General features: G+C 59.3%; 20 protein-coding genes. 12 read left to right on the top strand and 8 right to left on the bottom strand.

From position 1 onward, the window contains the following. Positions 1–55 precede the first annotated feature (55 nt). From GOV79_RS11220 to GOV79_RS11195, 6 genes are all read left to right on the top strand, one after another. On the top strand, positions 56–1,081 hold the full coding sequence (locus tag GOV79_RS11220) for an FAD:protein FMN transferase (RefSeq protein ID WP_170790042.1): 1,026 nt from the start codon (positions 56–58) through the stop codon (positions 1,079–1,081). 12 nt (positions 1,082–1,093) lie between these two features. Continuing rightward, positions 1,094–1,336 carry a (Na+)-NQR maturation NqrM gene (gene nqrM / locus GOV79_RS11215; protein WP_170356551.1) on the top strand — a complete coding sequence of 81 codons (243 nt, stop codon included), beginning with the start codon at positions 1,094–1,096 and terminating at the stop codon, positions 1,334–1,336. Between the two features lie 65 nt (positions 1,337–1,401). Further along, positions 1,402–3,075, top strand: coding sequence for a sulfatase-like hydrolase/transferase (locus GOV79_RS11210; protein WP_170789849.1), 1,674 nt, complete (start codon positions 1,402–1,404; stop codon positions 3,073–3,075). A gap of 89 nt (positions 3,076–3,164) precedes the next feature. Beyond that, positions 3,165–4,682, top strand: a complete 1,518-nt coding sequence (gene gpmI, locus GOV79_RS11205) for a 2,3-bisphosphoglycerate-independent phosphoglycerate mutase (protein ID WP_170789848.1) — start codon at positions 3,165–3,167, stop codon at positions 4,680–4,682. After that, on the top strand, positions 4,679–5,809 hold the full coding sequence (locus GOV79_RS11200) for a murein hydrolase activator EnvC family protein (RefSeq protein ID WP_170789847.1): 1,131 nt from the start codon (positions 4,679–4,681) through the stop codon (positions 5,807–5,809). The genes gpmI and GOV79_RS11200 overlap by 4 nt, the downstream gene beginning before the upstream one ends. 6 nt (positions 5,810–5,815) lie before the next feature. Continuing rightward, a complete protein-coding gene (locus tag GOV79_RS11195; protein ID WP_170789846.1) occupies positions 5,816–7,156 on the top strand; it encodes a S41 family peptidase in 1,341 nt (446 codons plus the stop codon). Positions 7,157–7,195: 39 nt separating this feature from the next. On the opposite strand, the gene GOV79_RS11190 is transcribed toward GOV79_RS11195, so the two are convergent. The 3 genes from GOV79_RS11190 to GOV79_RS11180 form a co-directional block, all read right to left on the bottom strand. Beyond that, positions 7,196–8,722 (bottom strand): MFS transporter, encoded by a 1,527-nt coding sequence (locus GOV79_RS11190; RefSeq protein WP_170789845.1) that lies wholly within the window; start codon positions 8,720–8,722, stop codon positions 7,196–7,198. A gap of 77 nt (positions 8,723–8,799) precedes the next feature. Continuing rightward, the gene (locus tag GOV79_RS11185; RefSeq protein ID WP_170785606.1) at positions 8,800–9,159 is read right to left on the bottom strand and encodes a hypothetical protein; all 360 of its coding nucleotides are present in this window, start codon (positions 9,157–9,159) and stop codon (positions 8,800–8,802) included. Positions 9,160–9,169: 10 nt separating this feature from the next. After that, positions 9,170–9,928, bottom strand: a complete 759-nt coding sequence (locus tag GOV79_RS11180; RefSeq protein ID WP_170789844.1) for a DUF6478 family protein — start codon at positions 9,926–9,928, stop codon at positions 9,170–9,172. 244 nt (positions 9,929–10,172) lie between these two features. Here GOV79_RS11180 and GOV79_RS11175 point away from each other — a divergent pair, with 244 nt between their 5' ends. From GOV79_RS11175 to GOV79_RS11160, 4 genes are read left to right on the top strand one after another with little or no spacing between them, the layout of a single operon-like run. Then, positions 10,173–13,271, top strand: a complete 3,099-nt coding sequence (locus GOV79_RS11175) for an ABC transporter transmembrane domain-containing protein (RefSeq protein ID WP_170789843.1) — start codon at positions 10,173–10,175, stop codon at positions 13,269–13,271. Further along, positions 13,258–14,160: a CPBP family intramembrane glutamic endopeptidase gene (locus GOV79_RS11170; RefSeq protein WP_170773123.1), complete on the top strand. Its 903-nt coding sequence runs from the start codon at positions 13,258–13,260 to the stop codon at positions 14,158–14,160. The genes GOV79_RS11175 and GOV79_RS11170 overlap by 14 nt, the downstream gene beginning before the upstream one ends. Positions 14,161–14,219: 59 nt before the next feature. Continuing rightward, the gene (gene accD, locus GOV79_RS11165; protein ID WP_170789842.1) at positions 14,220–15,152 is read left to right on the top strand and encodes an acetyl-CoA carboxylase, carboxyltransferase subunit beta; all 933 of its coding nucleotides are present in this window, start codon (positions 14,220–14,222) and stop codon (positions 15,150–15,152) included. Then, positions 15,149–16,423, top strand: coding sequence for a bifunctional folylpolyglutamate synthase/dihydrofolate synthase (locus tag GOV79_RS11160; RefSeq protein ID WP_170789841.1), 1,275 nt, complete (start codon positions 15,149–15,151; stop codon positions 16,421–16,423). Before accD ends, GOV79_RS11160 begins: the two co-directional genes overlap by 4 nt. Positions 16,424–16,500: 77 nt before the next feature. Here the strand turns inward: GOV79_RS11160 and zapE are convergent, their stop codons facing one another. Beyond that, positions 16,501–17,559, bottom strand: a complete 1,059-nt coding sequence (zapE, locus tag GOV79_RS11155) for a cell division protein ZapE (protein WP_170789840.1) — start codon at positions 17,557–17,559, stop codon at positions 16,501–16,503. A 147-nt stretch (positions 17,560–17,706) separates the two neighbouring features. On the opposite strand from zapE, the gene GOV79_RS11150 reads away from it, so the two are divergent. Beyond that, entirely contained in the window at positions 17,707–18,942 is a 1,236-nt protein-coding gene (locus GOV79_RS11150) for an MFS transporter (protein WP_170789839.1), read from the top strand. Positions 18,943–19,031: 89 nt separating this feature from the next. On the opposite strand, the gene GOV79_RS11145 is transcribed toward GOV79_RS11150, so the two are convergent. The 4 genes from GOV79_RS11145 to GOV79_RS11130 form a co-directional block, all read right to left on the bottom strand. Beyond that, positions 19,032–19,487: a YaiI/YqxD family protein gene (locus tag GOV79_RS11145; RefSeq protein WP_170789838.1), complete on the bottom strand. Its 456-nt coding sequence runs from the start codon at positions 19,485–19,487 to the stop codon at positions 19,032–19,034. Continuing rightward, the gene (gene sthA, locus GOV79_RS11140; RefSeq protein ID WP_170785590.1) at positions 19,484–20,932 is read right to left on the bottom strand and encodes a Si-specific NAD(P)(+) transhydrogenase; all 1,449 of its coding nucleotides are present in this window, start codon (positions 20,930–20,932) and stop codon (positions 19,484–19,486) included. Before sthA ends, GOV79_RS11145 begins: the two co-directional genes overlap by 4 nt. Positions 20,933–20,935: 3 nt before the next feature. Continuing rightward, positions 20,936–21,769, bottom strand: a complete 834-nt coding sequence (gene fghA / locus GOV79_RS11135) for an S-formylglutathione hydrolase (RefSeq protein ID WP_170789837.1) — start codon at positions 21,767–21,769, stop codon at positions 20,936–20,938. Between the two features lie 105 nt (positions 21,770–21,874). Beyond that, complete coding sequence (locus tag GOV79_RS11130) at positions 21,875–22,804, bottom strand: AEC family transporter (RefSeq protein WP_170789836.1); 930 nt, start codon at positions 22,802–22,804, stop codon at positions 21,875–21,877. Between the two features lie 192 nt (positions 22,805–22,996). Between GOV79_RS11130 and GOV79_RS11125 the strand changes: the two genes are divergently transcribed. After that, positions 22,997–23,617 (top strand): TetR/AcrR family transcriptional regulator, encoded by a 621-nt coding sequence (locus tag GOV79_RS11125; protein WP_170773104.1) that lies wholly within the window; start codon positions 22,997–22,999, stop codon positions 23,615–23,617. The last annotated feature ends 44 nt before the right edge of the window (positions 23,618–23,661 follow it).

Genomic DNA, 23,661 nt, shown 5'->3' with positions numbered 1-23,661 from the left:
CTCTGATCCGGGGCGCTGGCATATGCCGGGCACGTTTTCCTAAGAGGGTGCTGTGATGCGTCTTGTCCCCGTTTTGGCTGTTGCCGCGCTGGTGTCTGGCTGTTTGTTCGACAAAGAACCAGAGGTCGTGCGCCTGTCTGGCGAAACCATGGGGACGACCTTCAACATCACCGCCATCGGCGTGGACCTTGACGAAGAGGCGCTGGCAGGTGCAGTCGATCAGACGCTGGCCGAGGTCAACGCCAAGATGTCCAACTGGGATCCGAATTCCGAGGTGTCCACCTTTTCTGCGTTGGACAGCACCGATGCCGTGGCAGTATCTGACGAATTTGCGTTGGTGATTGATGCGGCAAATGACGTGCACGAGAAAACGGGCGGCACGTTTGACGTCACCCTTGGCCCGCTGATTGAGCTGTGGGGCTTTGGCCCGCGCAAACCCGAAGATCCTGTGCCATCGGATGCCGAAATTCAGGCCGCGCTGGACAGCGTCGGTCAGTCCCGCCTGTTGACGCTGGACCGCGAGGCCGGGACGTTGGCCAAATCGGATGCGGATGTAGGCATCAACTTGTCGGCCATCGCCAAAGGCTATGGCATTGATGCGGTGGCCGAAACGCTGCGCGAAGCTGGGATCGAGAACTACATGGTCGAGATCGGCGGCGATCTGGTCACTATGGGTCAGAATGACAAGGGTGAGGCATGGCGGATCGGGATCGAAAAACCTGAAACTGGCGTGCAGGCCATTCAGTTGATCGTTCAGCTTGACGATCTGGGGATGGCGACCTCGGGCGATTACAAGAACTTCTTCGAACAGGACGGCGTGCGCTATTCGCATATTATCGACCCGGTGACAGGCCGCCCGATCACGCATCGGACCACCTCGGTCACGGTGCTGGCGGAAAACGCGATGATGGCCGATGCCTGGGCCACGGCCATGTTGGCGCTGGGGCAGGAAAAAGGGCTGGAACTGGCCGAAAAGCATAAACTTGCCGTGTATTTCATCTCGCGGGATGTGACAGGGGGCGAAGATGCCTATATCACGGTTCATAGCAGCGCGTTCAAAGACGCCTTGGGCAGCAACTGACGGATACGGATCATGAGCACCTTTATTCTGGCTTTCATACTGCTGGCTCTTGTGATGGTGGGCATGTCGTTGGGCGTGATGCTGATGGGCAAGACCATCAAGGGCAGCTGTGGCGGTCTGAACGCGATCTCGGGTGCGGATAAATGCGTGGTCTGTCAGAAAGATGTCGACCCGAACAGCCCGCTGCGTGATCAGTTGCAGTGCAAGCGCGCCAAGAAGATGCTGGAACAGATGGAACGCGAAGCGCAGGTGTAAATTCCGCTTCGCCGCTGACGCCGAATTGGTTAGCCTAAGCCCCGGACGATCAAAGGGGCGTATCCGTGGCAAAAGCCAAAAACATCCTGTTCATCATGTTCGACCAGCTGCGCTGGGATTACCTGAGCTGCTACGGCCATCCGCATCTGCATACTCCGAATATCGACCGGTTGGCGGCGAGGGGTGTGCGATTTGACAGGGCTTATATCCAATCACCCATTTGCGGCAGCTCTCGCATGTCGACCTATACGGGGCGCTATGTGCATTCGCACGGCGCATCCTGGAACGGCATCCCGCTGAAGGTTGGGGAGATGACGATGGGCGATCACCTGCGCAGGGCCGGAATGGAGTGCTGGCTGGTCGGCAAAACTCATATGCGCGCGGATGCCGAGGGGATGGCCCGACTGGGTCTGGAGCCTGACAGCCTGATTGGGGCCCGTGTGGCCGAATGCGGTTTTGACGTGTTCGAACGCGATGACGGGATGCTGCCCGAGGGACCGGATGGCTATTATGATCCGGACGGCGCGAAAGAGTACAACAAGTACCTCACTGCCAAAGGGTATGAGAGTGACAACCCGTGGCACGACTTTGCCAATTCTGGTCTTGATGCAGATGGCAACGTTTTGTCCGGCTGGTTCCTGAAGCATTCGACCGAGCCCGCAAATATCGCCGAGGAAGACAGCGAAACCCCATACCTGACCGGGCGCGGGATCGAGTTCATGGATACTCATGACGGACCCTGGTGTTGCCATCTGAGCTTCATCAAGCCCCATTGGCCTTATATCGTGCCCGAGCCCTATGCCTCGATGTACGGCCCCGATGACGTGCTGCCGGTAAACCGGTCCGAGGCTGAGCGTGACAACGCGCATCCCGTTCTGCGCGCTTTCATGGACACAAAGATCGGCCAGACATTCTCGCGGCAGGATGTGCGCAAGGCGGTGATCCCCGCCTATATGGGTTTGATCAAACAGGCGGATGACCAGATGGGCCACCTGTTCGACTGGATGGAAAAAACCGGCCGGATGGAGGACACGATGATCGTGCTGACCTCGGATCACGGCGATTTTCTGGGCGATCACTGGATGGGGGAGAAGACGTTCTTCCACGATGCCTCGACCAAAGTGCCGCTGATCATCTATGATCCATCGTCCGCCGCTGACGCCACGCGCGGCACGGCCTGTGATGCGTTGGTGGAATCCATCGATCTTGCCCCGACCTTTCTGAATGTGGCCGGTGGCGCAGATGCCTCGCATATCCTCGAAGGGCATTCCCTGTTGCCGATCCTGTATGGGACACAGGCGGAAACTCCGCGGGATGTGGTGATTTGCGAATATGATTATTCGGCCTCGCCACTGGCGGAGAAACTGAATGCCTCGGTCCGCGACGCGGTGATGTTCATGGTCGCCGACAGGAAGTGGAAGCTGATCCATTGCGAGGGTGGCCATCGTCCTTTGCTGTTTGATCTGGAAAACGATCCACAGGAATTGACCGATCTGGGCGACAGCGCCGACCACGCCGACGTCATCGCGCAGATGTATGAGCATCTGTTTACGTGGACCCGCAGGCAATCTCAGCGCACCACGCGGTCCGAGGCGCAACTGATCGAGATGCGGACCAAAAGCCGGGGCCGGGGGGTTGTTGTCGGCATCTACGACGAAAACGACATGCCGTTGGAGTTGACGGTGAAATACCGAGGCCGCAAAGCGCGCCCGTATCGGGAGATTGTCGGCAAGGATTAAATTCGCCGCGTCTACGCCAAAAGGCGGTTCACCCGGCGTCGGCCAAGGGGTAAAAGGTCAGGCAAGAGCAGCAATCCCGGAGAGTCCGAATGACCGCCCCCAAACCTGTCGTCCTGTGCATTCTTGATGGTTGGGGTTTGTCCGAGGACACCGAGGCCAACGCCCCCTATCTGGCGCAGACCCCGACATTTGACGCGATCATGGCGCGAGGGCCGCACGCGCAACTGATCACACACGGGCCAGACGTGGGTCTTCCCAGCGGCCAGATGGGCAATTCCGAGGTCGGCCATACCAATATTGGCGCAGGCCGCGTGGTTGCTATGGATCTTGGTCAGATTGATCTGGCGATCGAGGATGGGTCATTTTTCGAAAATCAGGCGTTGCAGGCCTTCATCGCCAAGGTGAAGGCGGCGGGCGGCACGGCGCATCTGATGGGTCTGGTCTCGGATGGCGGCGTGCATGGGCACCTGAACCACATCGTGGCGGCGGCCAAGGCGATCAGGGATGCGGGCGTGCCGGTGGCGTTGCACGCGGTGACGGATGGGCGGGACGTGGCCCCGAAATCGGCCGCGCCCTTTGTTGCCGAACTGGAAGAGCGACTACCCGAAGGCGCGCAGATCGTCACCGTCAGCGGGCGCTACTATGCCATGGACCGCGACAATCGGTGGGAAAGGGTCAGTCAGGCCTATGCTGCCATGATCAACGGGCAGGGGCGGGCGGCTAGCACGGCGCATGGGGCCATCGACCACGCTTACAACCAGTCGGAAACCGATGAATTCATCGTGCCCACGGTGCTGGGCGGGTTCGATGGGGTGACGGATGGCGACGGGTTCTTCTGTCTGAACTTCCGCGCCGACCGCGCCCGCGAAATCCTGCGCGCGATTGGCGAGCCGGGTTTTGCCGATTTCGACACCGGGCCGCGTCCGCATCTGTCGGCTTTGCTGGGAATGGTGGAATACTCAGACGGCCACAACGCCTATTTGACCACTGTATTCCCCAAGCGAGACATCGTGAACACCCTCGGTGAATGGGTGGCCAAACAAGGTCTGCGTCAGTTCCGTTTGGCCGAGACCGAGAAATACCCCCATGTCACCTTCTTCCTCAACGGTGGCAAGGAAACCCCCGAGGCGGGCGAAGACCGCTATATGCCCAAATCGCCAAAAGTGGCGACCTATGATTTGCAGCCCGAGATGTCGTCGGCCGAGGTGACGGCCAAATTCGTTGAGGCGATTGAAGAAGGCTATGACCTGATCGTCACCAACTATGCCAACCCCGATATGGTCGGCCATACCGGCGACCTTCAAGCAGCCATCAAGGCATGCGAGGCGGTGGATCAGGGCTTGGCACAGGTCGTTTCTGCGCTGACCAAAGCAGGGGGCGCGATGATCGTGACGGCGGATCACGGCAACTGCGAGGTGATGGTCGACCCTGAAACCGGTGGACCGCATACAGCGCATACGCTGAACCCGGTGCCCGTGGCTTTGGTCGGCGGACCCGAGGGCGCTACGCTGCGCGAGGGGCGGCTGTCGGATCTGGCACCGACACTGTTGGACCTGATGGGACTGGAGCAGCCTCAGGAAATGACCGGGCGCAGCTTGCTGTCATGAGGGCGCTTCCTGTTCTGCTCGCAGCCCTTCTGGCAGCCCCGCTTTACGCGCAGACGGACCCGTCCACTGCGGCGCTGAACGCGGCACGCCAGCTCGAGGCGGCCTCGATCGCGCTGACCGAAGCCGACAGCGCGCGGGATCGGGTGCGGGCGTTGACCACCACGGTGCAGGCTTATGAGGCCGGGTTGACGGCGATGCGCGAAGGCTTGCGCAAGGCCGCTACGCGCGAGGCGCAGCTGACCGCCGAACTGCACGCGCGGGAAAAGGATGTGGCGCAACTGTTGGGTGTGTTGCAAACGATCGAGACCACAGCGCCGCCGGTTTTGATGCTGCACCCGTCGGGCCCGTTGGGGTCCGCGAGGGCGGGCATGATGTTGTCCGAGGTCACGCCGGGCCTGAATGCCCGCGCTCAGGCCCTGGCCAGTGATCTGCGAGAGGTTCAGACGCTGCGCCAATTGCAGCAAAGTGCGACCGAAACCCTGACCGAAGGTCTGGTGGGTGTGCAAACCGCCCGAACCCAACTAAGCGCCGCGATTGCCGACCGTACAGACCTGCCGCGCCGCTTTGTCGAAGACCCTATTCGTACCGCCATCTTGATTTCCTCGACCGAGACTTTGGAAGGCTTCGCAAGCGGTCTGTCCGAGATTTCCGAGGGTGAGATTGCCGCCACCAATGCCGATGTATCCGACCGCAAGGGTCAGATCGACCTGCCGACGCAGGGGATCATCCTGCATCGCGCGGGCGAGACCGATGCCGCAGGCGTGACCCGCCCCGGCATTGTGATGGGCACCCGGCCCCGCGCGATTGTTACATCGCCCACGGCCGCGACGATCCGCTATCGCGGGCCGCTGCTGGATTTGGGCAATCTAGTGATATTGGAGCCGCAACCGGGTCTTTTGTTCGTCTTTTCCGGCTTACAAGAGGTGTATGGAGAGACGGGTCAGGTGATCCCGCAAGGCTCACCCGTTGGGTTGATGCCAGGTGAAACGCCGGAAATCGGCGCTATTTTGTCAACAAGCAGTGATGGCACTGGAACTGACCGCTCAGAAACGCTCTATATAGAGGTAAGACAAGAAAACAGCCCCGTGGACCCGGAATCGTGGTTTCGGACCGACAAGGATGGATAACCGAGTATGAAGAAATTTGTGATGGCCGGTTTGGCCGGAACCGTGGCAGGCATTATCGCAACCACTCAGATTGCAGGCCCCTTGCTGGCGCAAGAGGCCGAGAACAAGGCGAGCGTTTATCAGCAGCTTGACCTTTTTGGGGACATTTTCGAGCGTATCCGTTCGCAATATGTCGAAGAGGTTGAGCCCGAAGATCTGATCGAAGCGGCGATTGACGGAATGCTGACCTCGCTTGATCCCCATTCCAGCTACCTGTCGCCCAGCGATGCAGAGCAGATGCGTGTTCAGACGCGCGGTGAGTTTGGCGGGCTGGGGATCGAGGTTACGCAGGAAGAAGGCTATGTCAAAGTGGTCTCACCCATCGACGACACGCCGGCTGATGAGGCCGGGATCGAAGCGGGCGATTTCATCACCCATGTGGATGGCGAAAGCATTCTGGGCCTGACGCTGGACAAGGCGGTCGATCTGATGCGCGGGCCGGTGGGCTCGGAAATCGTGATCACCGTAGTTCGTGAGGGCGAGCAGGAGCCTTTTGACATCACCATTGTCCGCGACACGATCAAGCTGACTGCCGTGCGCGCCCGGACCGAAGGTACCAGTGTCGTTCTGCGTGTGACGACGTTCAACGACCAAACCTTCCCCAATCTGCAAGAGGGCTTGAACGAGCAGATCGAAGAGATCGGCGGCATCGACAAAGTCAACGGCGTTGTTCTGGACCTGCGCAACAACCCCGGTGGTCTGCTGACGCAGGCGATCAAGGTTTCAGACGCATTCCTGAATGAGGGCGAAATCGTTTCAACCCGTGGTCGTGACCCGGGCGAGGGTGAGCGGTTCAACGCCACCGCCGGCGATCTGGCCGAAGGCAAGCCGATCGTGGTGCTGATCAATGGCGGGTCGGCCTCAGCCTCGGAAATCGTGGCGGGTGCGCTGCAAGACCATCGCCGGGCGATTGTCGTGGGCACGAAGAGTTTTGGCAAAGGCTCGGTCCAGACGGTCATGCCGCTGCGCGGGGATGGTGCGATGCGTCTGACGACGTCACGCTATTACACGCCGTCGGGACGCTCGATCCAGGCGCTTGGGGTCAGCCCGGACATTATTGTGGAACAACCGCGTCGCGCTGCGGATACCGAGGAAGAGGAAACAAACCCCCGCACCCGGTCCGAGGCCGATCTGCGTGGCAGCCTGAACAATGACAGCCTCAGCGAGGATGAGATCCGTCAGATCGAGGAAGACCGCGCCAAGGCTGAAGAAACCGCCGAATTGCGGGAAGAGGATTACCAATTGGCCTATGCCATCGACATCCTCAAAGGTCTGTCGGCCTTCCGGCCCAACGGCCCGTCCCAGTAAATCGAAGGGCCGCTCCAGGGCGGCCCTTTTCTTATGAACTTAGCTTTCGACCTTCCGAAGCTTCTCTTCATCCAGCATCGTCGCGAGGATCATACCGACCGAGACCGAGATGGCGGCGAAGACAAAGGCCATGTTCATGCCGCTGTCAAACGCCGATGCGATAGCGGTTTTCACCTGTTCGGCCTCTGTCGGGGTCAGCTTGGCCATCACGGTTTTGGCGGAATCGGTAGTCAGCGTGCCGCCGTTGATGGCCCTTTGATCCGCATCGGACATTTTGATGCCATCCACCGCAAGCTGTTTGCCAAGGCTGGAGAGGCTGGTGGCATACATGATCGCGGTGGCGAACGCGACTGAGATGGCACCATAGACGAGATGGGTCATGAAGCTTAACCCGCCAACAAGCCCGGCGCGTTCGGGTTTGACCGCACTGACCGCAGCCGTACCCGATGGCCCCACTGTCAGCGTTGCGCCCAGCCCGATCATGGCCATGCCGGGCAGGATCTGGAAATAGCCCAGCCCTGCAGGCATCACCACGATGCTGAGCGCCCCTACGGTGGCAATGAGATAGCCCCAGAACAACAGCCGCTTCGGCCCGAAGTCGTTATAAAGCGTCCCAGAAACGATCGACCCGATCGCCAACAGTAAAGTCAGCGGGGCCAGCCCAAGCGCCGAATGAAAGACCGACCAGCCCAGAACCTTCTGCATATATTGCGGGAAATACAGCAGCCCGACAAAGGCGGCTGAGACGTTGAACATGTTCAGACCCAGCGTGATCAGAAACTCTCGGTTCTGCATCATTTGGGGCAGCAGCAGTGGCTCTTTCACACGCTTTTCGATTATGGGGAAAGACAGGAACAGCACGGCGCTGACGAAGAACACCATCAGCAGTGGCGGCGAGGCCCAACCCCAATCCGCGCCCACATCCAGTCCGTAAAGCAGCAGCAGGACCGCCAAGGACAATAGAACCATTCCGGCGATGTCCAGATGCTCACCCTGTTTGTGCTGTTTTTCACGCTCCATCAGGATCAGTGCCGTAATCATCGAGATGGTCGAGAATATGACATTGGCCAGGAAGAACAGCCTCCAATCACCGAAACTGACCGCTGCGCCGCTGATCAAGGGACCAAACACATTGCCACTGGTGACACCCGCCAAGATCATGCCCATGACCAAGGCCCGCTGTTCAGGCTTGGCGATCTTGGTGGCGCCAAAGGCCAGCGCGCAAGGCCAAACACAACCTGCGCCGATACCTTGCAAGGCGCGCGAGAGGATCAGGAAATCGAGGCTGGGGGACAGAAAACACATGACCGAAGATAACAGAAAGATCGACAGCCCGATCAGCATCATTTTGCGGTGGCCGAACATGTCCCCCATCCGGCCTCCGGCCACCATGGTCATGGCAAAGAACAGGGCGTAGATGTTTAACACCCATTGGGTCGAGGTGATGTCCGCGTCAAAGCTGTTTTCGATCGCGGGGACCAGTATCAAGGCGCCGGTAAAGTCGATCCCGATGCCAAACCCTGTCACCATCAGGGCGATGACCTTGATAATACTCGTCCGGTCCATACCAATACTCCACCAATCGCCTATCGGTTCATGATGCACGGAAAACGCTGGAAAGATAGGGGCTTGGGTCGCAGGCGTCAGGTATCGGACTGTTGCGACCGGCGAAAGGCGCGTTTCAGAAGGTCCAGTTCCGCGCGCAGCAGGTCAATCTCGGCCCGCAGATCGTCCGCCGCAGGAACCCCTGCAATGATGGTGAAATCGCCCAGTTTTTCCGAACTGTCCCGATCTAGGATGACAAAGCTGTGCACCCCGTCCGACAGAGCCGAGTTCGGGACGGGAATAGCCAGCGCCCAGCCATCGGGCGAGGCAGTCAGAGTTACGCCGTCCAACACCTCATCCCGGTAGTGAACTGAGACGTGCGGCTCGGCTGAGGATGTGATCAGCCCTTGCCAGATTCCGTTTTCCAGTCTGAGCGGCGTCAGGATGGGGTGCGTCATGATATGGGCCTCATAAATCGGCGCGATGGTGGCGGCAGAAGGTCAGTTCGCGCACAAAAATGCGGTTCATCGTCGGGGCGTCAAAGATGAGATCTAGCCAGATCTTGTCGATCCGCCGCTCATTCAGGGGTAGGTGGGCCAAATCGAAATCGACCCCGCCTGTTCGGTTTGGGTCTAACTCCCTGAGAACCTGTTCGGTATTGGGGCCGTGCTGGATGTTCAAACGGGCCATTCCGTGTGTATCGCGTTCCGCCTCGATCTGCGCATCGACCCGTATCAGGTGCTGCTTGGTCAGACCCTGCGCGGCATCTGCGGGCAACGCGACGGACAGGGACAGAAAGGAGCCTGCGAATTCGAACACCTCGAGACTGAGCCCAAAGGGTGCCAGATCATTGTCGCGCCGGTTGCGCGTCTGGCGCAGGCTGATTTCCGACAGCGCGCAGTCGTGAAACAAGGTAGTCTGACCGTCCAACGGTGTTCTGCGCGGGGCCGAGGCCAGCCCGCTGCGCGACAGCGGTTCGCGCCAGAGGTCGGGGCGCCAGCTCCAATCTGTGCCAAGGGGTTTGGCGAATTGGTTTGATCCGATCAGGGGCCGCGTCAAACGGCCATCCGCCGCATGGATCAACCGGTCCAGATCGGCGCGCAGCTTGCGCGCTTCGTCTCGCTGGTGGCGCAACTGGGCGGGGGGTGTGTGCCCGGCCATCTGTGCGGCCTGCCGCCAACGGGCCTGCACCTTGCGGAAAATATAGCGATCCAGAAATTTGCCCATGGTCCCCGTCATCTTTTGTTGACCACTGTTTAGTCAATGACGGTGGTTAGGATAAAGCCGAAACCCGGAAATATCGCGTTAATTCCGACGGAACAGTCGGGTTTCGGCTGGGCAGGCGGGTTGCGATCTGATACCCGCAGGGCCGTTCTTGCAATCGCGTGGACCAATGCGTACCGTCCGGCACCTGATTGCTGTAGATCATCCGAAAAAGCGCGTATCAAAAAACTTGAGGCAAGGCCGGGGTATGGAACCCACTCTTTTTTCGTTCATTTGGAAGTATTCGAAGAAGCAACAGATTGTGCTGTTGGTGCTGACGGTTCTGTCCTTCCCGTTTCTCTACGCCTCGTTGGAGTTGCCCAAGCAGATCATCAACGATGCCATCGGTGCGCCCAGCGACACGGTGACGGTGCTGGGGATCTCGTTCACACAGGTCCAGTATCTCTTGATTCTGTGCTGCGCGTTCTTGCTGACGGTGATCATCAGCGGGCTGATGAAGATGCGCATCAACACGATGAAGGGCGTTCTGGCCGAACGGATGCTGCGTCGGCTGCGGTTCACACTGATCCACCGTACCATGCGCTTCCCAAAATCCTATTTCCAGACCACCAGCCAGGGTGAGCTGGTGTCGATGATCACCTCCGAGGCAGAGCCGATGGGAGGGTTGATGGGCGATGCGATTGCCCAGCCGGTCTTCCAGTTCGGGCAGATGATGACCATCGTCACCTTTCTGTTTATGCAAAGCGTTTGGTTCGGATTGGCCAGCATCGCGCTGATCCCGCTGCAAGCGTGGATCATTCCCAAGCTGCAACGGCAGATCAACCTGCTGAACAAGGACCGCATCCAGGAGGTGCGTCATCTGAGTTCGGAAATCGGCGAAAGTGCCGCGGGCATCAGTGATCTACGCACCAATGGGGGCTGGCGATATCGTCTGGCGCTGTTCAGTCATCGGTTGGGCACCTTGTTCGAGATACGGTTCAAGATCTACAACAAGAAATTCTTCATGAAATTTCTCAACAATCTGATCACTCAGATGACGCCGTTCCTGTTCTATTCGGTTGGCGGCTATCTGGCGATCAAAGGAGAGGTTACGGTGGGCGCGCTGGTTGCGGCGCTGGGGGCCTACAAGGATCTGAGCGGCCCGTGGAAGGATTTGCTGACTTATTACAATCAGGTGCAGGATATGTCTCTGCGCTGGGAAATCGTGACCGAGCGGTTCGCGCCGGACAATATGATTCCAGAAAACCTGTTCGTGGGCGAGCCAGAGACGATTCCACACCTTACGGGCGTAATTCAGTTGCGCAACGTGACAGTCCGCGACGATGACGGCAAAACGATCCTTGAAGATATCGACCTGACGATCCCCAAGGGCGCGCGGGTTGCGATCCAATCTTCGAACGCGGCCGAGCGCAGTGCGTTGGCTCAGGTCCTCACGCGCGAGTTGCTTCCGGTGCAAGGCGATGTGACCATTGGCGGGCACGATCTGCAAGGGTTGCATCAGGCGGTGATCGCGGCCCGGATAGGCTATGCCTATTCGCGGCCCTATCTGTTCGACGGGACCTTGGGGGACAATCTGCTGATGCCCCTGCGCACCCGTCCGAAACATGCAGAAGAGGCCCAAAAAGCGCCGACACGTTGGCAGATCGAAGCGGAACGCGCCGGAAACCCGGTAGATTCCCTGTCGGACGAGTGGATCGATCCCGCGCTGGCCGGGTTGGAGGATATCGACGACATCCGGGACTGGTGGTTCCAGCTGGTCGAATCCATGGGCATTGACGAGTTCATGTTCCGTCGGACGTTGCGGTCTCAGTTCGATCCGGTGCAGCACCCGTCGTTGGCGCGTGAAATTGTCGATCTGCGCGGCCGCGTGGCCGAGCGGTTACAGGAAAAGGGGCTGGACCGGTATGTCTACCGCTTCGACCCGGATCTGTTCAACCCGGCGGTTCCATTGGGGGGCAACCTGCTTTACGCCGCGCCGTCGCATGATATTTCGCCCGATATTCTGGCGGGCGACCGGCGGTTCATGTCGATGTTGCGGGCACATGATTTGGATGACGACGCGATGGGGATCTCCAGCGCGGTGCTGAAGACACTGAACCGAACTTTCGGACGGGATGGCACCGATCACCCGCTATTCCTGCGGTTGGGCATGACCAAGGACATGTATTACCGCCTGCTGGATATCGAGGAACGGCGCAAGCTGAAGGGTGAGGCCGGGATCACCGATCAGGAACGCGCGCTGCTGTTGACCGTTCCTTTCCTGTTAACGGCGGAACAGATTGGCCCCGATTTCCCCGACGAATACAAAGAGAAAATTCTGGCCATCCGCAGCGGACAGGCGGACCGTCTGCGCGCGCATCTGAAGGGCATGTTCATCCCCGTTACGCCTGACGCCTATATCGAGCGTATGACGGTCATTGAGAATGCGCTCTTTGGCCGTATCTCGTTGATGGCGGGCGCGCATGCGGATGAGATCGAGGATGTGGTGGCCGATATCTTGAACGAGGCCGGTCTGCGCCGTCGTGCGGCGGCGATCATCTATGACTTGCCCTCGGGGCTGGGCGGAAACAACCTGCCGACGGTGTTTCAAGAGCGCGCCGCCTTTTCGCGCGCTGGAATCAAGCGGCCCGATGTCTTAATCTTGGACAAGGCGCTGGCCAGCCACGATTCCGAAAGCCGACTGCGGACGCGGTTGAAACTGCGAGAGCTGTTGCCCGACTCGATCATGATCTTCATGGAAGATCACTTTGCCCATCCCGAGGCTTACGACCTGTTTGTCGAGATCAAGGATGGCCGTATCGACGGCGTCTCCAAGACGCGAACCCTGGACGAGGTGGACACGACTGAGGATCTCAGCCGCAAGCTCAAGATCATATCCTCGACCGAGCTGTTCGCCGGCATGGATGGCCGCAACCAGCGCCTGCTGGCTTTTTCGGCGCAATGGTACCATGCCACGGCTGGTCAGGTCATCTTTTCATGCGGTCAGGCACCGGATGCGGCCTATCTTTGCATCTCGGGCCGAGCCAGCCTGGAATGGCCCATCGAGGGCGGCACCTCGCGGCAGGTTTCGGTTATTGAACCGGGCCGTCTGATCGGGGATTTGTCCATCATCACTCGGGACCCCCGTCAGTTGGACCTTGTGGCGCTGGAGGAGTGTTCCTTCCTGCGCATTGGTGCCGAAGAGTTCCGCGCCGTGGTCGACAGCGACGCGGGTGTTGCCGTTCAGTTGCTTGAAACTGTTGCCGGGTATCTGACCTCACTGGCCAACCGGGTGAACGAGACCAAGGACCCAACCATCTTCCTGGAAGATCCCGGCCAGCCCGAGAGCGTAAATGAACGTGCCTGAGATCAGCTCGCCCCGCTACGGGTCGCATGAACAGCTTGTGGCCCCGGCTCGGGCGCGCGCTGAGATTTGGCGTCTGTTGGCGGGGTTGGGCATCGTCGCAGCCGTTGTCATTGCCCTGAATCTGGCGCTTCTGATCGTCATTTCAGCTATAGGGTCCTACGAATGGGCCGAGGCGTTTTTGTCCGGTTCCTCACCGTTGTCCATGTTGGTTCTGCTGAGCAGTTTCGCCTTTGTGACATTGGGCGTTCGACTGGCGGTCCGCCGTCTTCACCAAAGGTCGCTCGCGTCTGTTTTGGGCCCACTAGGTCAAAGTGTTGCACAGTTCTGGGTCGTCTTGCGCGCATTGGTGGTGCTTGGTGTCGTCATCACGGTGTTGCCGCCATATGATATGGGGGCCGCTTTCGTTCCGAATCTGGCCTTGTCGACATGGCTGTTGTTTCTGCCCCTGTCTTTAGGTGCAGTTCTGATTCAAACCAGCGCAGAAGAGTTTTTGTTTCGCGGCTATATGCAACAAGCCCTCGCTGCGCGATTCCGGTCGCCTGCGGTGTGGATACTCGTCCCATCTTTGCTGTTCGGAATAGGCCACTACGCCCCCGGTACCGCCGAAGGGAACGCCGGGCTGATTGCGCTTTGGTCTATCATGTTTGGCGTTTTCGCGGCTGATCTCACCGCGCGCTCAGGCACGTTGGGCCCTGCGATAGCACTCCATTTCTTCAACAATACCGTGGCGTTGCTGTTCATCTCGTTGCCTGACAGCCTAAGCGGCCTTGCCCTTTTCCACCTGCCTTACGACATGTCCGATACCGGTATATTGCGGCAATGGCTCTACGTGGATTTCGCCATCATGACCGTCAGTTGGCTGACCGCGCGCCTTGCGCTCAGGCGTTGATTGCATTTCTTTCCGTTGCGTCTTATTTGACGTCAAAGCCGCATTAGCAAGGTTCCGACATGAACTGGATCACAAACTACGTCCGCCCCCGGATCAACTCGATCTTTTCGCGCCGCGAGGTTCCCGAAAACCTTTGGCACAAATGCGATGAATGCGGAACGATGTTGTTTCACCGCGAACTGGCGGCAAACCAGAATGTTTGCACCCAATGCGATCATCACATGGCGATCACCCCACGGGAACGCTTTGCTCACCTGTTCGACGGCGGTATCTTTACCGAGGTAGAGGTCCCTGCGCCCAAAGACGACCCGCTGCAGTTCCGCGATCAGAAGAAATACCCCGACCGGATGAAGGCGGCGCAGAAAAAGACCGGCGAGAAAGAGGCGATGCTGGTGGCTGCCGGTGAGATTGGCCGCACACCGATCATTGCGGCAGCGCAGGACTTTTCCTTCATGGGCGGCTCAATGGGCATGTATGTCGGCAACGCCATCATCGCCGCCGCGCAAGAGGCGGTGAAGCTGAAACGCCCGTTGATCCTGTTTTCTGCCGCTGGGGGTGCGCGGATGCAGGAAGGCATCCTCAGCCTGATGCAAATGCCGCGCACGACTGTGGCGGTCGAGATGCTGAAAGAGGCGGGCCTGCCTTATATCGTCGTGCTGACTCACCCGACCACCGGTGGCGTCACTGCGTCTTATGCGATGCTGGGTGACGTGCACATTTCCGAACCCAATGCGCTGATATGTTTTGCCGGGCCGCGCGTGATCGAACAAACCATCCGTGAAAAACTGCCCGAAGGGTTCCAGCGCGCCGAATACCTGCTTGATCACGGTATGCTGGACCGCGTCACCAAGCGCACCGAAATGCGGGACGAGTTGATCACCATCACCCGGATGCTGCTGAATCAGCCGCCAGCGGTGATGGGCGATCTGCCCGCTCCAACCCCGGAAGAAGCCCAGCCCGAAGCAGCGGCTGAACCTGCGGACGAAAAATGACATCACCGTCTTCTGACGTCGTCCTCGACCGGATGATGGCGCTGCATCCCAAGATCATTGACCTGACCTTGGATCGGGTATGGCGTTTGCTGGCCGCGCTGGATAACCCGCAAGAGATGCTGCCCCCGGCGATCCATATCGCCGGGACCAACGGCAAAGGCTCAACCCAGGCGATGATCCGCGCAGGGCTCGAAGGGGCAGGGCTGTCGGCCCATGCCTATACCTCGCCGCATCTGGCCCGGTTCCACGAACGTATCCGCTTGGCCGGAGAGCTGATCTCGGAACCGGCCCTGACCGAGGTGCTCGACGAATGTTACGCCGCCAATAACGGCGAAAACATCACTTATTTCGAGATCACGACCTGCGCCGCCCTTCTGGCTTTTGCGCGCACACGGGCCCATTACACTCTGCTCGAAGTGGGTCTTGGCGGGCGTCTAGACGCCACCAATGTGATCCACGAACCCGCAGTTACGGTGATCACGCCCGTGTCCATCGACCACGAACAGTTCCTTGGCAATACGCTGGGCAAGATCGCGGCGGAAAAGGCCGGGATCATCAAACCCGGCGTGCCCTGCATCGTCGGACCCCAACCCGATGAAGCGCTCGAGGTCATAGAATACACCGCCGCCCGTCTTGGCGCGCCGCTGCTGGTTTACGGCCAGCACTGGCATGTACACGAGGAAAACGGACGCCTGATCTATCAGGACGAAACGGGTCTGCGCGACCTGCCTCTGCCAAACCTGTTGGGCGCGCACCAGATCCAGAACGCAGGTGCCGCGCTGGCGGTCCTGCGCCACCTGAACCTGGGCGATGACGCCTATGAGGCCGCTGTCACCCGCGCCGAATGGCCAGCCCGGATGCAGCGCCTGAAAACCGGCCCGCTCGTTGATGCCGCTCCCCAAGCAGAGCTATGGCTGGACGGAGGCCACAACGCCGCCGCCGGGATCGCCTTGGCCGATGTGCTGGCGAAACTGCCTAAATGCCCCACCCATATGATCTGCGGGATGCTCAACACCAAGGACGTCACCGGATACCTGGCTCCACTGGCCGCACAGGCCCAAAGCCTGACTGCCGTTTCCATACCGGGAGAAGCCGCCACGCTTAGCGCCGAAGACACCGCATCCGCGGCCGCCAAAGTCAATCTGCCGGCCACTACTGCAAACAGTGTCATGGATGCTTTAACCGCCATCGTCACGGATGACCCGCAAGCCCGCGTCCTGATCTGCGGCTCGCTCTATCTGGCTGGTCACATCTTACGCGAAAACGGCTAACTCCCGATCCGCGCCGCTTCATCTGGCCAAAAATATCCCCGGGGGAGGCGCGCAAAGCGCGTCGGGGGCAGAGCCCCCTATGCTCCCCAATCCTGTGCTTGCATTTCCCGCAGACGTGATGCGGTGCGTTCGAACTCAAACGTCCCTTCGCCCTCGACATACAACATCTCAGGTTCCGCAGCCGCCGAGCAAATCAGTCGCACTTTTGCCTCGTAAAGCGCGTCGATCAGAGTCACAAAGCGTTTTGCCTCGTTAAAATTGTTGCGAGAAAGGCGCGGAATATCCTCTAACACAAGCACTTTGATGGCTTCTGCAATGGCCAGATAATCTGCAGGCCCCAACATCCGCCCGCATAGATCGTAGAAGCTGGCGCGCGCCACCCCATTCCGAAACGCCGGTAGCTCGACAGCGCGACCATTGACCTGCAAAACCAAGGGATCAGCCTGACCCCCGGACAAGTCCTGCCACACAGCCCGAACGCTCTGCCGCGCCTCAGGTCCAATCGGGGTGAAATAGACCGGCGCTCCTTCCAAACGGTTCTGTCGATAGTCGGTGGGCGAGACCAACTCCCACACCTGAAGCTGTTCCTTGATATGCGCGATGAACGGCAGGAACAGCTGCCGGTTCAGGCCATCCTTATACAAATCGTCCGGGTGCCTGTTCGAGGTCGTGATCACCGCCACCCCGCCCGCATGCAGCAGGTCGAACAGACGTCCCACAATCATTGCATCGGTGATATCGGTGATCTGCATCTCATCAAAAGCCAGCAGGCGGACGGATTTCACAACCGCATCGGCCACCGGGGCCAACGCATCCTCGACGCCATCGGCGCGGGCTTTGTGCATCCCGGCATGGATTTCCTGCATGAAGGCATGAAAATGAACGCGTCGTGCGGGAATATCCTCCAGCGCATCAACAAACATGTCCATCAGCATCGACTTGCCGCGCCCAACGCCGCCCCACAGATACAACCCCTGCGGTGAAGGTGGGGCCTTGCGGAAGAATCCGCGTTTAACCGGGGCGGCCAGAGCCTGACGGATACGTTCGAAATGAGGAAGAACAGCCTCTTGCGCATCGTCTCGGGTCAGGCTGCCATCGGCAATGCGTGCCTCGTAAAGCGAAATCAAATCCGTCATATTCCGAGGCATACCCGCCGCGCAGCCCGTTGAAAAGCGGCCATTCCCGCGACGCATCAATTTTGCTGATCCGAAGTCCCAAAACTCCTGAATTGACCACGTCAAGATTTCCTCTACCGTCCTTGGACCGAACCGTCCGAGGGCCCAATGCCGCAATACGAACGCCTGCTGAACCCGATCCTGATCGTTGGCTGCATCATCATCACGGTTAGCTTTGCCGTACGCGCGTCGTTCGGGGTGTTCCAGATTCCGATCGCCGACGAATTCGGCTGGTTGCGCACCGACTTCTCGATGGCGATTGCGATTCAGAACCTGGCCTGGGGGATCGGCCAGCCGATCTTTGGTGCGCTTGCGGAAAAAATTGGTGACAGGCGCGCGATTGTTCTTGGAGCGCTGACTTATGCCGCGGGCATGGTCCTGACCGCGTGGTCGGTGACACCGTTCGAACATCAACTATACGCTTGGCTTGTAGGTTTTGGCATTGCCGGAACCGGGTTTGGTGTAATCCTGGCTGTTGTCGGGCGGGCGTCTTCGGATCAGAACCGCTCGATGTCTCTGGCTATCGTGACGGCAGCGGGCAGTTTTGGACAGGTCCTTGGCGCCCCCGCAGCCGAATGGATGCTGAGCTTTCTGCCCTGGCAGCAGGTTTTCATCATCTTTGCGCTGCTTATTCTGGCCCTTGTCCTGACCTTGCCTTTCATGCGCGCGCCGCAAGCGGCCACCAAGGCCGAGTTGCAGGACAGCATGGGAGAAATCCTGGCGCGCGCTTTCCGAGACCCATCTTACGCGCTCATTTTTCTAGGCTTTTTTAGCTGTGGCTACCAATTGGGTTTCATCACCGCCCATTTCCCCGCCTTCGTGACTGAGATGTGTGGGCCGATCCAACCAGGAGGAGTACTGCACGCCGTCGGGATCACGACAACATCGGCGCTGGGGGCTGTGTCGATTTCTCTGATCGGTCTGGCTAATATAGGCGGCACACTGGTAGCGGGTTGGGCGGGTAGCCGCTTTCCCAAGAAATATCTGTTGGCCGGGGTCTACACGGCGCGGACACTTGCGGCCGCTGTCTTCATCGTCTTTCCGATTACACCGATCTCTGTCATCGTCTTTTCTCTGGTCATGGGGTCGCTATGGCTGGCCACAATCCCGCTGACATCAGGGCTGGTCGCTCATCTTTTTGGGTTGCGGTATATGGGTACGCTCTACGGGATCATCTTTTTCAGTCACCAGATTGGTAGCTTTTTGGGCATTTGGTTGGGGGGCCGCATGTATGACGCTTATGGCGACTACACGATGGTCTGGTGGATCGGCGTTGCCATCGGTGCTTTCAGCGCAATCGTTCACCTGCCCATCTGCGAAAACCGTACCCCTGTTCCAGCGTGACCATGGCCTTAAAAACCGCCGCGCGGCACGCGCTGCCCGGCCCAACCGGAGGTGACGCATCTTTGATGCGGCTTCGACGGGCGGGAGCGTTACGCCCTTTGTGCCGCGCGTAACTCCCGTTCCAAAGCGTCCAGAAACCGGGATCGGTCGGCCCTGTTGAACGGTTTCCCTCCGCCACCAGCGCCCAGCGGATTGGCCGCGCGCAGGTCGGCCATCAGATCGCGCATCGCCAGTTGCTGGCCGATATTGGCGGCGGTGAAGGCCTCGCCATTGGGGCGGAGAACCCGAGCACCGGCTTCGACGCATTTCGCGGCCAGCGGGATGTCGGACGTCACCACCACATCGCCGACACCGCAGCGCTCGGCTATCCACTTGTCCGCCTCGTCCGCGCCCTCAGATACGACCACAACCTGTACCAAAGGATTGGCCGAGGGGCGCAAACCCCCGTTTGACACCAGTGCCATCGGTACCTTGTGCCGGGTCGCCACACGTTCGGCCTCGGCTTTTACCGGGCAAGCATCGGCATCAATATAAAGCGTGGTCACGCCTTTTTCGCCTGTTTCGCTGCGGGTTTTTTCTTGACCTTGAACTCTTCGGGAATGGGCATTCGGTTGAACGCATCCAGCCCGGCGATTTTATAGGCTTCGGCCAGTGTCGGATAGTTGAACGTGTTCTGCACAAAATAGTCCACGGTGCCCTTCAGGTTCAGCACGGCCTGCGCGATGTGGATCAGCTCGGTTGCGCCTTCACCGACGATCTGCACCCCCAGCACCCGGCGGGTCTTCAGCGAGAACAGCATCTTCAGCATCCCGTGCTCCAGTCCCATGATGTGCCCGCGCGAGGTTTCGCGGAACCGCGCCACGCCGACCTCATAGGGGATACCGCGTTCTTGAAGCTCTTCTTCGGACATGCCGCAGGTGGAAATCTCGGGGACGGAGTAGATGCCGTAGGGGTACCACGGGCTTTCCGGCAGGGTTGGGGTCTCCAGCGCATGACAGGCCGCGACGCGACCTTGTTGTAGGGATGTGGATGCCAGAGAGGGATGCCCGATCACGTCGCCTGTCGCATATATATGCGGCACAGCGGTTTGATAAGTCTTGCGATCTACCGTGATCCGGTTGCGGTGATCTGTCTCCAGACCCACCGCCGACAGGTTCAGGGCCGATGTCGCGCCCATGCGCCCGGCGGCGAACAGCAGCATCTCGGCCCGGACATGGCGGCCATTGTCCAGCGTGACTTCCACATGGCCGCCGGCATCCTCGATCTTTTCGACCGCCGAACCCAACCGCAAGTCCACGCCGTTTTCGCGGATCTGATGGGTGAAATCGTGGATCAACCGGCTGTCGATGAAGTCCAGAAAGGTCTCGCGCGGCTCGATCAACGTGACCCGCACATCCAGCGCCGAGAACATGGTGGCATATTCCACCCCGATCACGCCCGCGCCGATCACGCAGAGCGACCGGGGGATCTCGTCCATTTCAAGAAAATCGTCGCCGTCCACCACAGTCTTGCCGTTGAAGGGCACATAATCGGGCCGGTAGGTCTTGGTTCCGGTGGCGATCAGGAACTTGGCGGCTGTCAGCCGGGTCGTCTTGCCCGCATCCGTTGCAACCTCGATCTCATGCGGGCCGACGAATTTCGCCAGACCGTTCAGCGTTTCCACGTGGTTGCGGTTGAACTGGTGTTCCAGAACATCGACCTCGTGATCCAGCGTCATGTGCAACCGGGCCTTGAGGTCCTCGGCCCGGATTTGGTCTTTCACCCGATAGGACCGCCCATAGAAACTGCGCTCGCGCCAGCCCGAGAGGTTCAGCACGGTTTCCCGCAGGGTCTTCGACGGGATCGTACCGGTGTGAACCGAAACGCCGCCCAAGCGGTCTTTGCGGTCGATCACCAGCACCCGGCGTTGCAGTTTGCCTGCCTGAATCGCAGCCGCCCGCCCCGAAGGGCCAGACCCGATGATGATCAGGTCGTAGTCGAAATCGCTCATGCGTTAGTCTCCGTACAGCGCCTCGGCGTGGAAGGTGATATGATCTTCCATGAAGGTCGACACAAAGAAATACGAATGGTCATAGCCCGGCTGCAAGCGATAGGTTGCCTGTTGGCGACGCTCTGCAATCGCCTGCGCCAACGCCTCAGGGCGCAGCAGGTCCATGAATTGATCGCTGGCCCCGGTGTCGATCAGGATGGGGCCGTCAAAGCCTTTTTCCTTCATCATCAGCGAGGCGTCATGTTTGGTCCATGCGGCCTCATCATCACCCAGATAGGCGCTCAACTGCTTGCGACCCCAATCGGCCCCCGTCGGGTTCGAGATCGGCGCAAAAGCCGAGACTGAGCGATAGCGCCCCGGCAGGTTCATTGCCAGCGTCAGCGCGCCATGACCGCCCATCGAATGGCCGGAGATGGCCTGACGCTCCATGTCGATGGCAAAGTTTTCAGCCAGCAGGGCGGGTAGTTCCTCGGCCACGTAATCCCACATGTTGAAATGTGGGGCCCAAGGGGTTTGGGTCGCGTTCACGTAAAAGCCCGCACCTTGGCCCAGATCGTAGTCCTCGTGATCGGCCACGCCCTCACCACGCGGAGAGGTGTCGGGAAACACAACCGCAATCCCTTGTTCTGCCGCCCACGCCTGCGCGCCCGCTTTGGTCATCGCGTTTTCATGGGTGCAGGTCAGGCCCGAAAGATACCACAGGACTGGAACTGGGCCGTCCTTGGCCTCGGCAGGCAGAAACAGGCCAAAGGTCATGTCGCATTGGCAAGCGGTCGAGGCATGGCGGTAGACGCCCTGTACGCCTCCGAAGCAGGTGTTTTCCGAAACGGTTTCCATCTGGCTTGTGTCCTTACATTGGGGTTGCGCCATGGCTAACCGCCCAAAAGCCGCACGTAAAGTGCGGTGGACACTGGGTGCGCGCATTTTTCGGAAAGGTGATGGTCAGGGCGTGCTGACCCACGCGATGACCAGCGGAACGGTCAGGATACTTGCGGCGGTCGACAGAAGGATAGCCGCCGATGCCCGATGAGGGGCGACGTTATAATGCGCGGCCAGCATATAGACATTTCCGGCGACCGGCAGCGCAGCGGCGGCAATGGCCACCGAGGCCGGAAAGGCGGCAATTGGCATGATCCACAGCAAGGCCACCGCCACACAGGCGGGATGAACCACCAGTTTGCAAAAACTCAACCACCCGGCGACCTGAACCCGTTCTGCGGATTTGGAGGCCAGCGACGCCCCGATGGCGAAAAGCGCGCCGGGTGTGGCTGCACCGCCAAGAATGGTCAGAAAGTCATTCAATGGCGCTGGGACAGGAAACTGCATGGCGGACCACAGCATTCCGGCCGAGATGGACACGATCATCGGGTTTTTTACCAGACCCAGTCCGATTAGTTTGAACGTGGCCGGGGCCAACCGCCCGTCGCGACCTGCATTGATCAGGATCACGATCAGCGACGAGAACACCACCAGATCAACGGTCAGCACCAGCATGACGGGGCCGATCGCGGCCTCGGTGAACAGAAGCGCGAGCATCGGAAGGCCCAGAAACCCCACGTTGCCGATAGCCGCGCACTGTGCCTCGACCGCGGCGGTTGGAATGTCGAGCCCGCGCAGCCAAGCGACGCAAGTGGCCAGTCCGTAGACGGCCACCGTGCCTATAAGATAGCCGATGACAAGGCGCGCGTTGAAAATCTCGGCGAAAGGCAGAGTGGCGGCAAACCGAAACAGCATCGCCGACAGGGCGAAATAGAACACGAATTTTGTCAGATAGGCCGTCGCCTCTTCGGTAAAAAAGCGGGTGCGACCGGCCCAGTATCCCAGGCCGATGATCGCGAAAAAAGGCAGGGTGCGCAAAAAGATATCGACCATGGCCGAAGTGTTAGCACGGTTTGGCAGAACGACAAGGCCGCGTATGTATGGTCATGGGGATCAAAGACCACGTTGGATACGTCTAGACAAAATTACAGGTTTTGTAGGGTTTCGGCGGCATCATTTTGTGCGAATCGTTGTGTCTGAACTAAACGGTTTATAAACTTTAACCTCTTCATCAACGGAGTGAGCATGTCAGAACCAGCCGCCATTTTGCGCACCGGACGCAAGTTCGATCAGGTATTGCGCGGTGCGCGCGAGGTGTTCATGGCGGATGGGTTCGAAGGCGCAAGTGTTGACGACATCGCGCGCGCGGCCGGGGTGTCAAAGGCGACGCTTTACAGCTATTTCCCTGATAAACGTCTGTTATTCATGGAAGTTGCGCAGACAGAATGTACCCTCATGGCCGAACACGTCGTGTCGATGGTGGACGATACGCTGCCGGTGCGCGACGTTCTGTTGATCACGGCCAAACAGTTGACCGCATTTCTTGTATCTGATTTTGCGCAACAGGTTTTCCGTATTTGCGTGGCCGAGCGCGACAGGTTCCCGGAACTGGGCCGCGCGTTTTTTGAGGCCGGGCCGAAACGCGGTACCGGCCACATTGCGGAGTATCTGCAACTGGCAGTCAAAAATGGCGAATTGGCGATTGAGGATGTGCAACTCGCGGCCGAGCAGTTCTCGGAGTTGTGTAAGGTGCGGATCTGGGCGCGGGCCGTTTTTGGAATTCAGAACCAGTTTTCGCAGGACGAAATAGATGCGGTCGCCTTGCAGGCGGTCGACATGTTCATGGCAAATTACGGGGTTCGATAGGTCGGGATTTGGTTAAACTTTAGGCATTGGGACGTGGCTCTGCG

Origin of the sequence: Ruegeria lacuscaerulensis (assembly GCF_013034745.1) — a bacterium.
Taxonomy (GTDB): domain Bacteria; phylum Pseudomonadota; class Alphaproteobacteria; order Rhodobacterales; family Rhodobacteraceae; genus Ruegeria; species Ruegeria lacuscaerulensis_B.
The sequence above is the reverse complement of the archived record's forward strand: the minus strand, read 5'-3'. Positions and strand labels throughout refer to the sequence as shown.

What these genes read in the sequence shown, in the direction of transcription:
- GOV79_RS11195 (WP_170789846.1), top strand. Translation starts at nt 5,816, where the DNA reads ATGAAGAAATTTGTGATGGCCGGTTTGGCCGGAACCGTGGCAGGCATT.
- sthA (WP_170785590.1), bottom strand. Translation starts at nt 20,932, where the DNA reads ATGAGCGATTTCGACTACGACCTGATCATCATCGGGTCTGGCCCTTCG.
- GOV79_RS11160 (WP_170789841.1), top strand. Translation starts at nt 15,149, where the DNA reads ATGACATCACCGTCTTCTGACGTCGTCCTCGACCGGATGATGGCGCTG.
- GOV79_RS11125 (WP_170773104.1), top strand. Translation starts at nt 22,997, where the DNA reads ATGTCAGAACCAGCCGCCATTTTGCGCACCGGACGCAAGTTCGATCAG.
- nqrM (WP_170356551.1), top strand. Translation starts at nt 1,094, where the DNA reads ATGAGCACCTTTATTCTGGCTTTCATACTGCTGGCTCTTGTGATGGTG.
- fghA (WP_170789837.1), bottom strand. Translation starts at nt 21,769, where the DNA reads ATGGAAACCGTTTCGGAAAACACCTGCTTCGGAGGCGTACAGGGCGTC.
- GOV79_RS11170 (WP_170773123.1), top strand. Translation starts at nt 13,258, where the DNA reads ATGAACGTGCCTGAGATCAGCTCGCCCCGCTACGGGTCGCATGAACAG.
- GOV79_RS11150 (WP_170789839.1), top strand. Translation starts at nt 17,707, where the DNA reads ATGCCGCAATACGAACGCCTGCTGAACCCGATCCTGATCGTTGGCTGC.
- zapE (WP_170789840.1), bottom strand. Translation starts at nt 17,559, where the DNA reads ATGACGGATTTGATTTCGCTTTACGAGGCACGCATTGCCGATGGCAGC.
- accD (WP_170789842.1), top strand. Translation starts at nt 14,220, where the DNA reads ATGAACTGGATCACAAACTACGTCCGCCCCCGGATCAACTCGATCTTT.
- GOV79_RS11220 (WP_170790042.1), top strand. Translation starts at nt 56, where the DNA reads ATGCGTCTTGTCCCCGTTTTGGCTGTTGCCGCGCTGGTGTCTGGCTGT.
- GOV79_RS11185 (WP_170785606.1), bottom strand. Translation starts at nt 9,159, where the DNA reads ATGACGCACCCCATCCTGACGCCGCTCAGACTGGAAAACGGAATCTGG.
- GOV79_RS11180 (WP_170789844.1), bottom strand. Translation starts at nt 9,928, where the DNA reads ATGGGCAAATTTCTGGATCGCTATATTTTCCGCAAGGTGCAGGCCCGT.
- GOV79_RS11130 (WP_170789836.1), bottom strand. Translation starts at nt 22,804, where the DNA reads ATGGTCGATATCTTTTTGCGCACCCTGCCTTTTTTCGCGATCATCGGC.
- GOV79_RS11200 (WP_170789847.1), top strand. Translation starts at nt 4,679, where the DNA reads ATGAGGGCGCTTCCTGTTCTGCTCGCAGCCCTTCTGGCAGCCCCGCTT.
- gpmI (WP_170789848.1), top strand. Translation starts at nt 3,165, where the DNA reads ATGACCGCCCCCAAACCTGTCGTCCTGTGCATTCTTGATGGTTGGGGT.
- GOV79_RS11175 (WP_170789843.1), top strand. Translation starts at nt 10,173, where the DNA reads ATGGAACCCACTCTTTTTTCGTTCATTTGGAAGTATTCGAAGAAGCAA.
- GOV79_RS11190 (WP_170789845.1), bottom strand. Translation starts at nt 8,722, where the DNA reads ATGGACCGGACGAGTATTATCAAGGTCATCGCCCTGATGGTGACAGGG.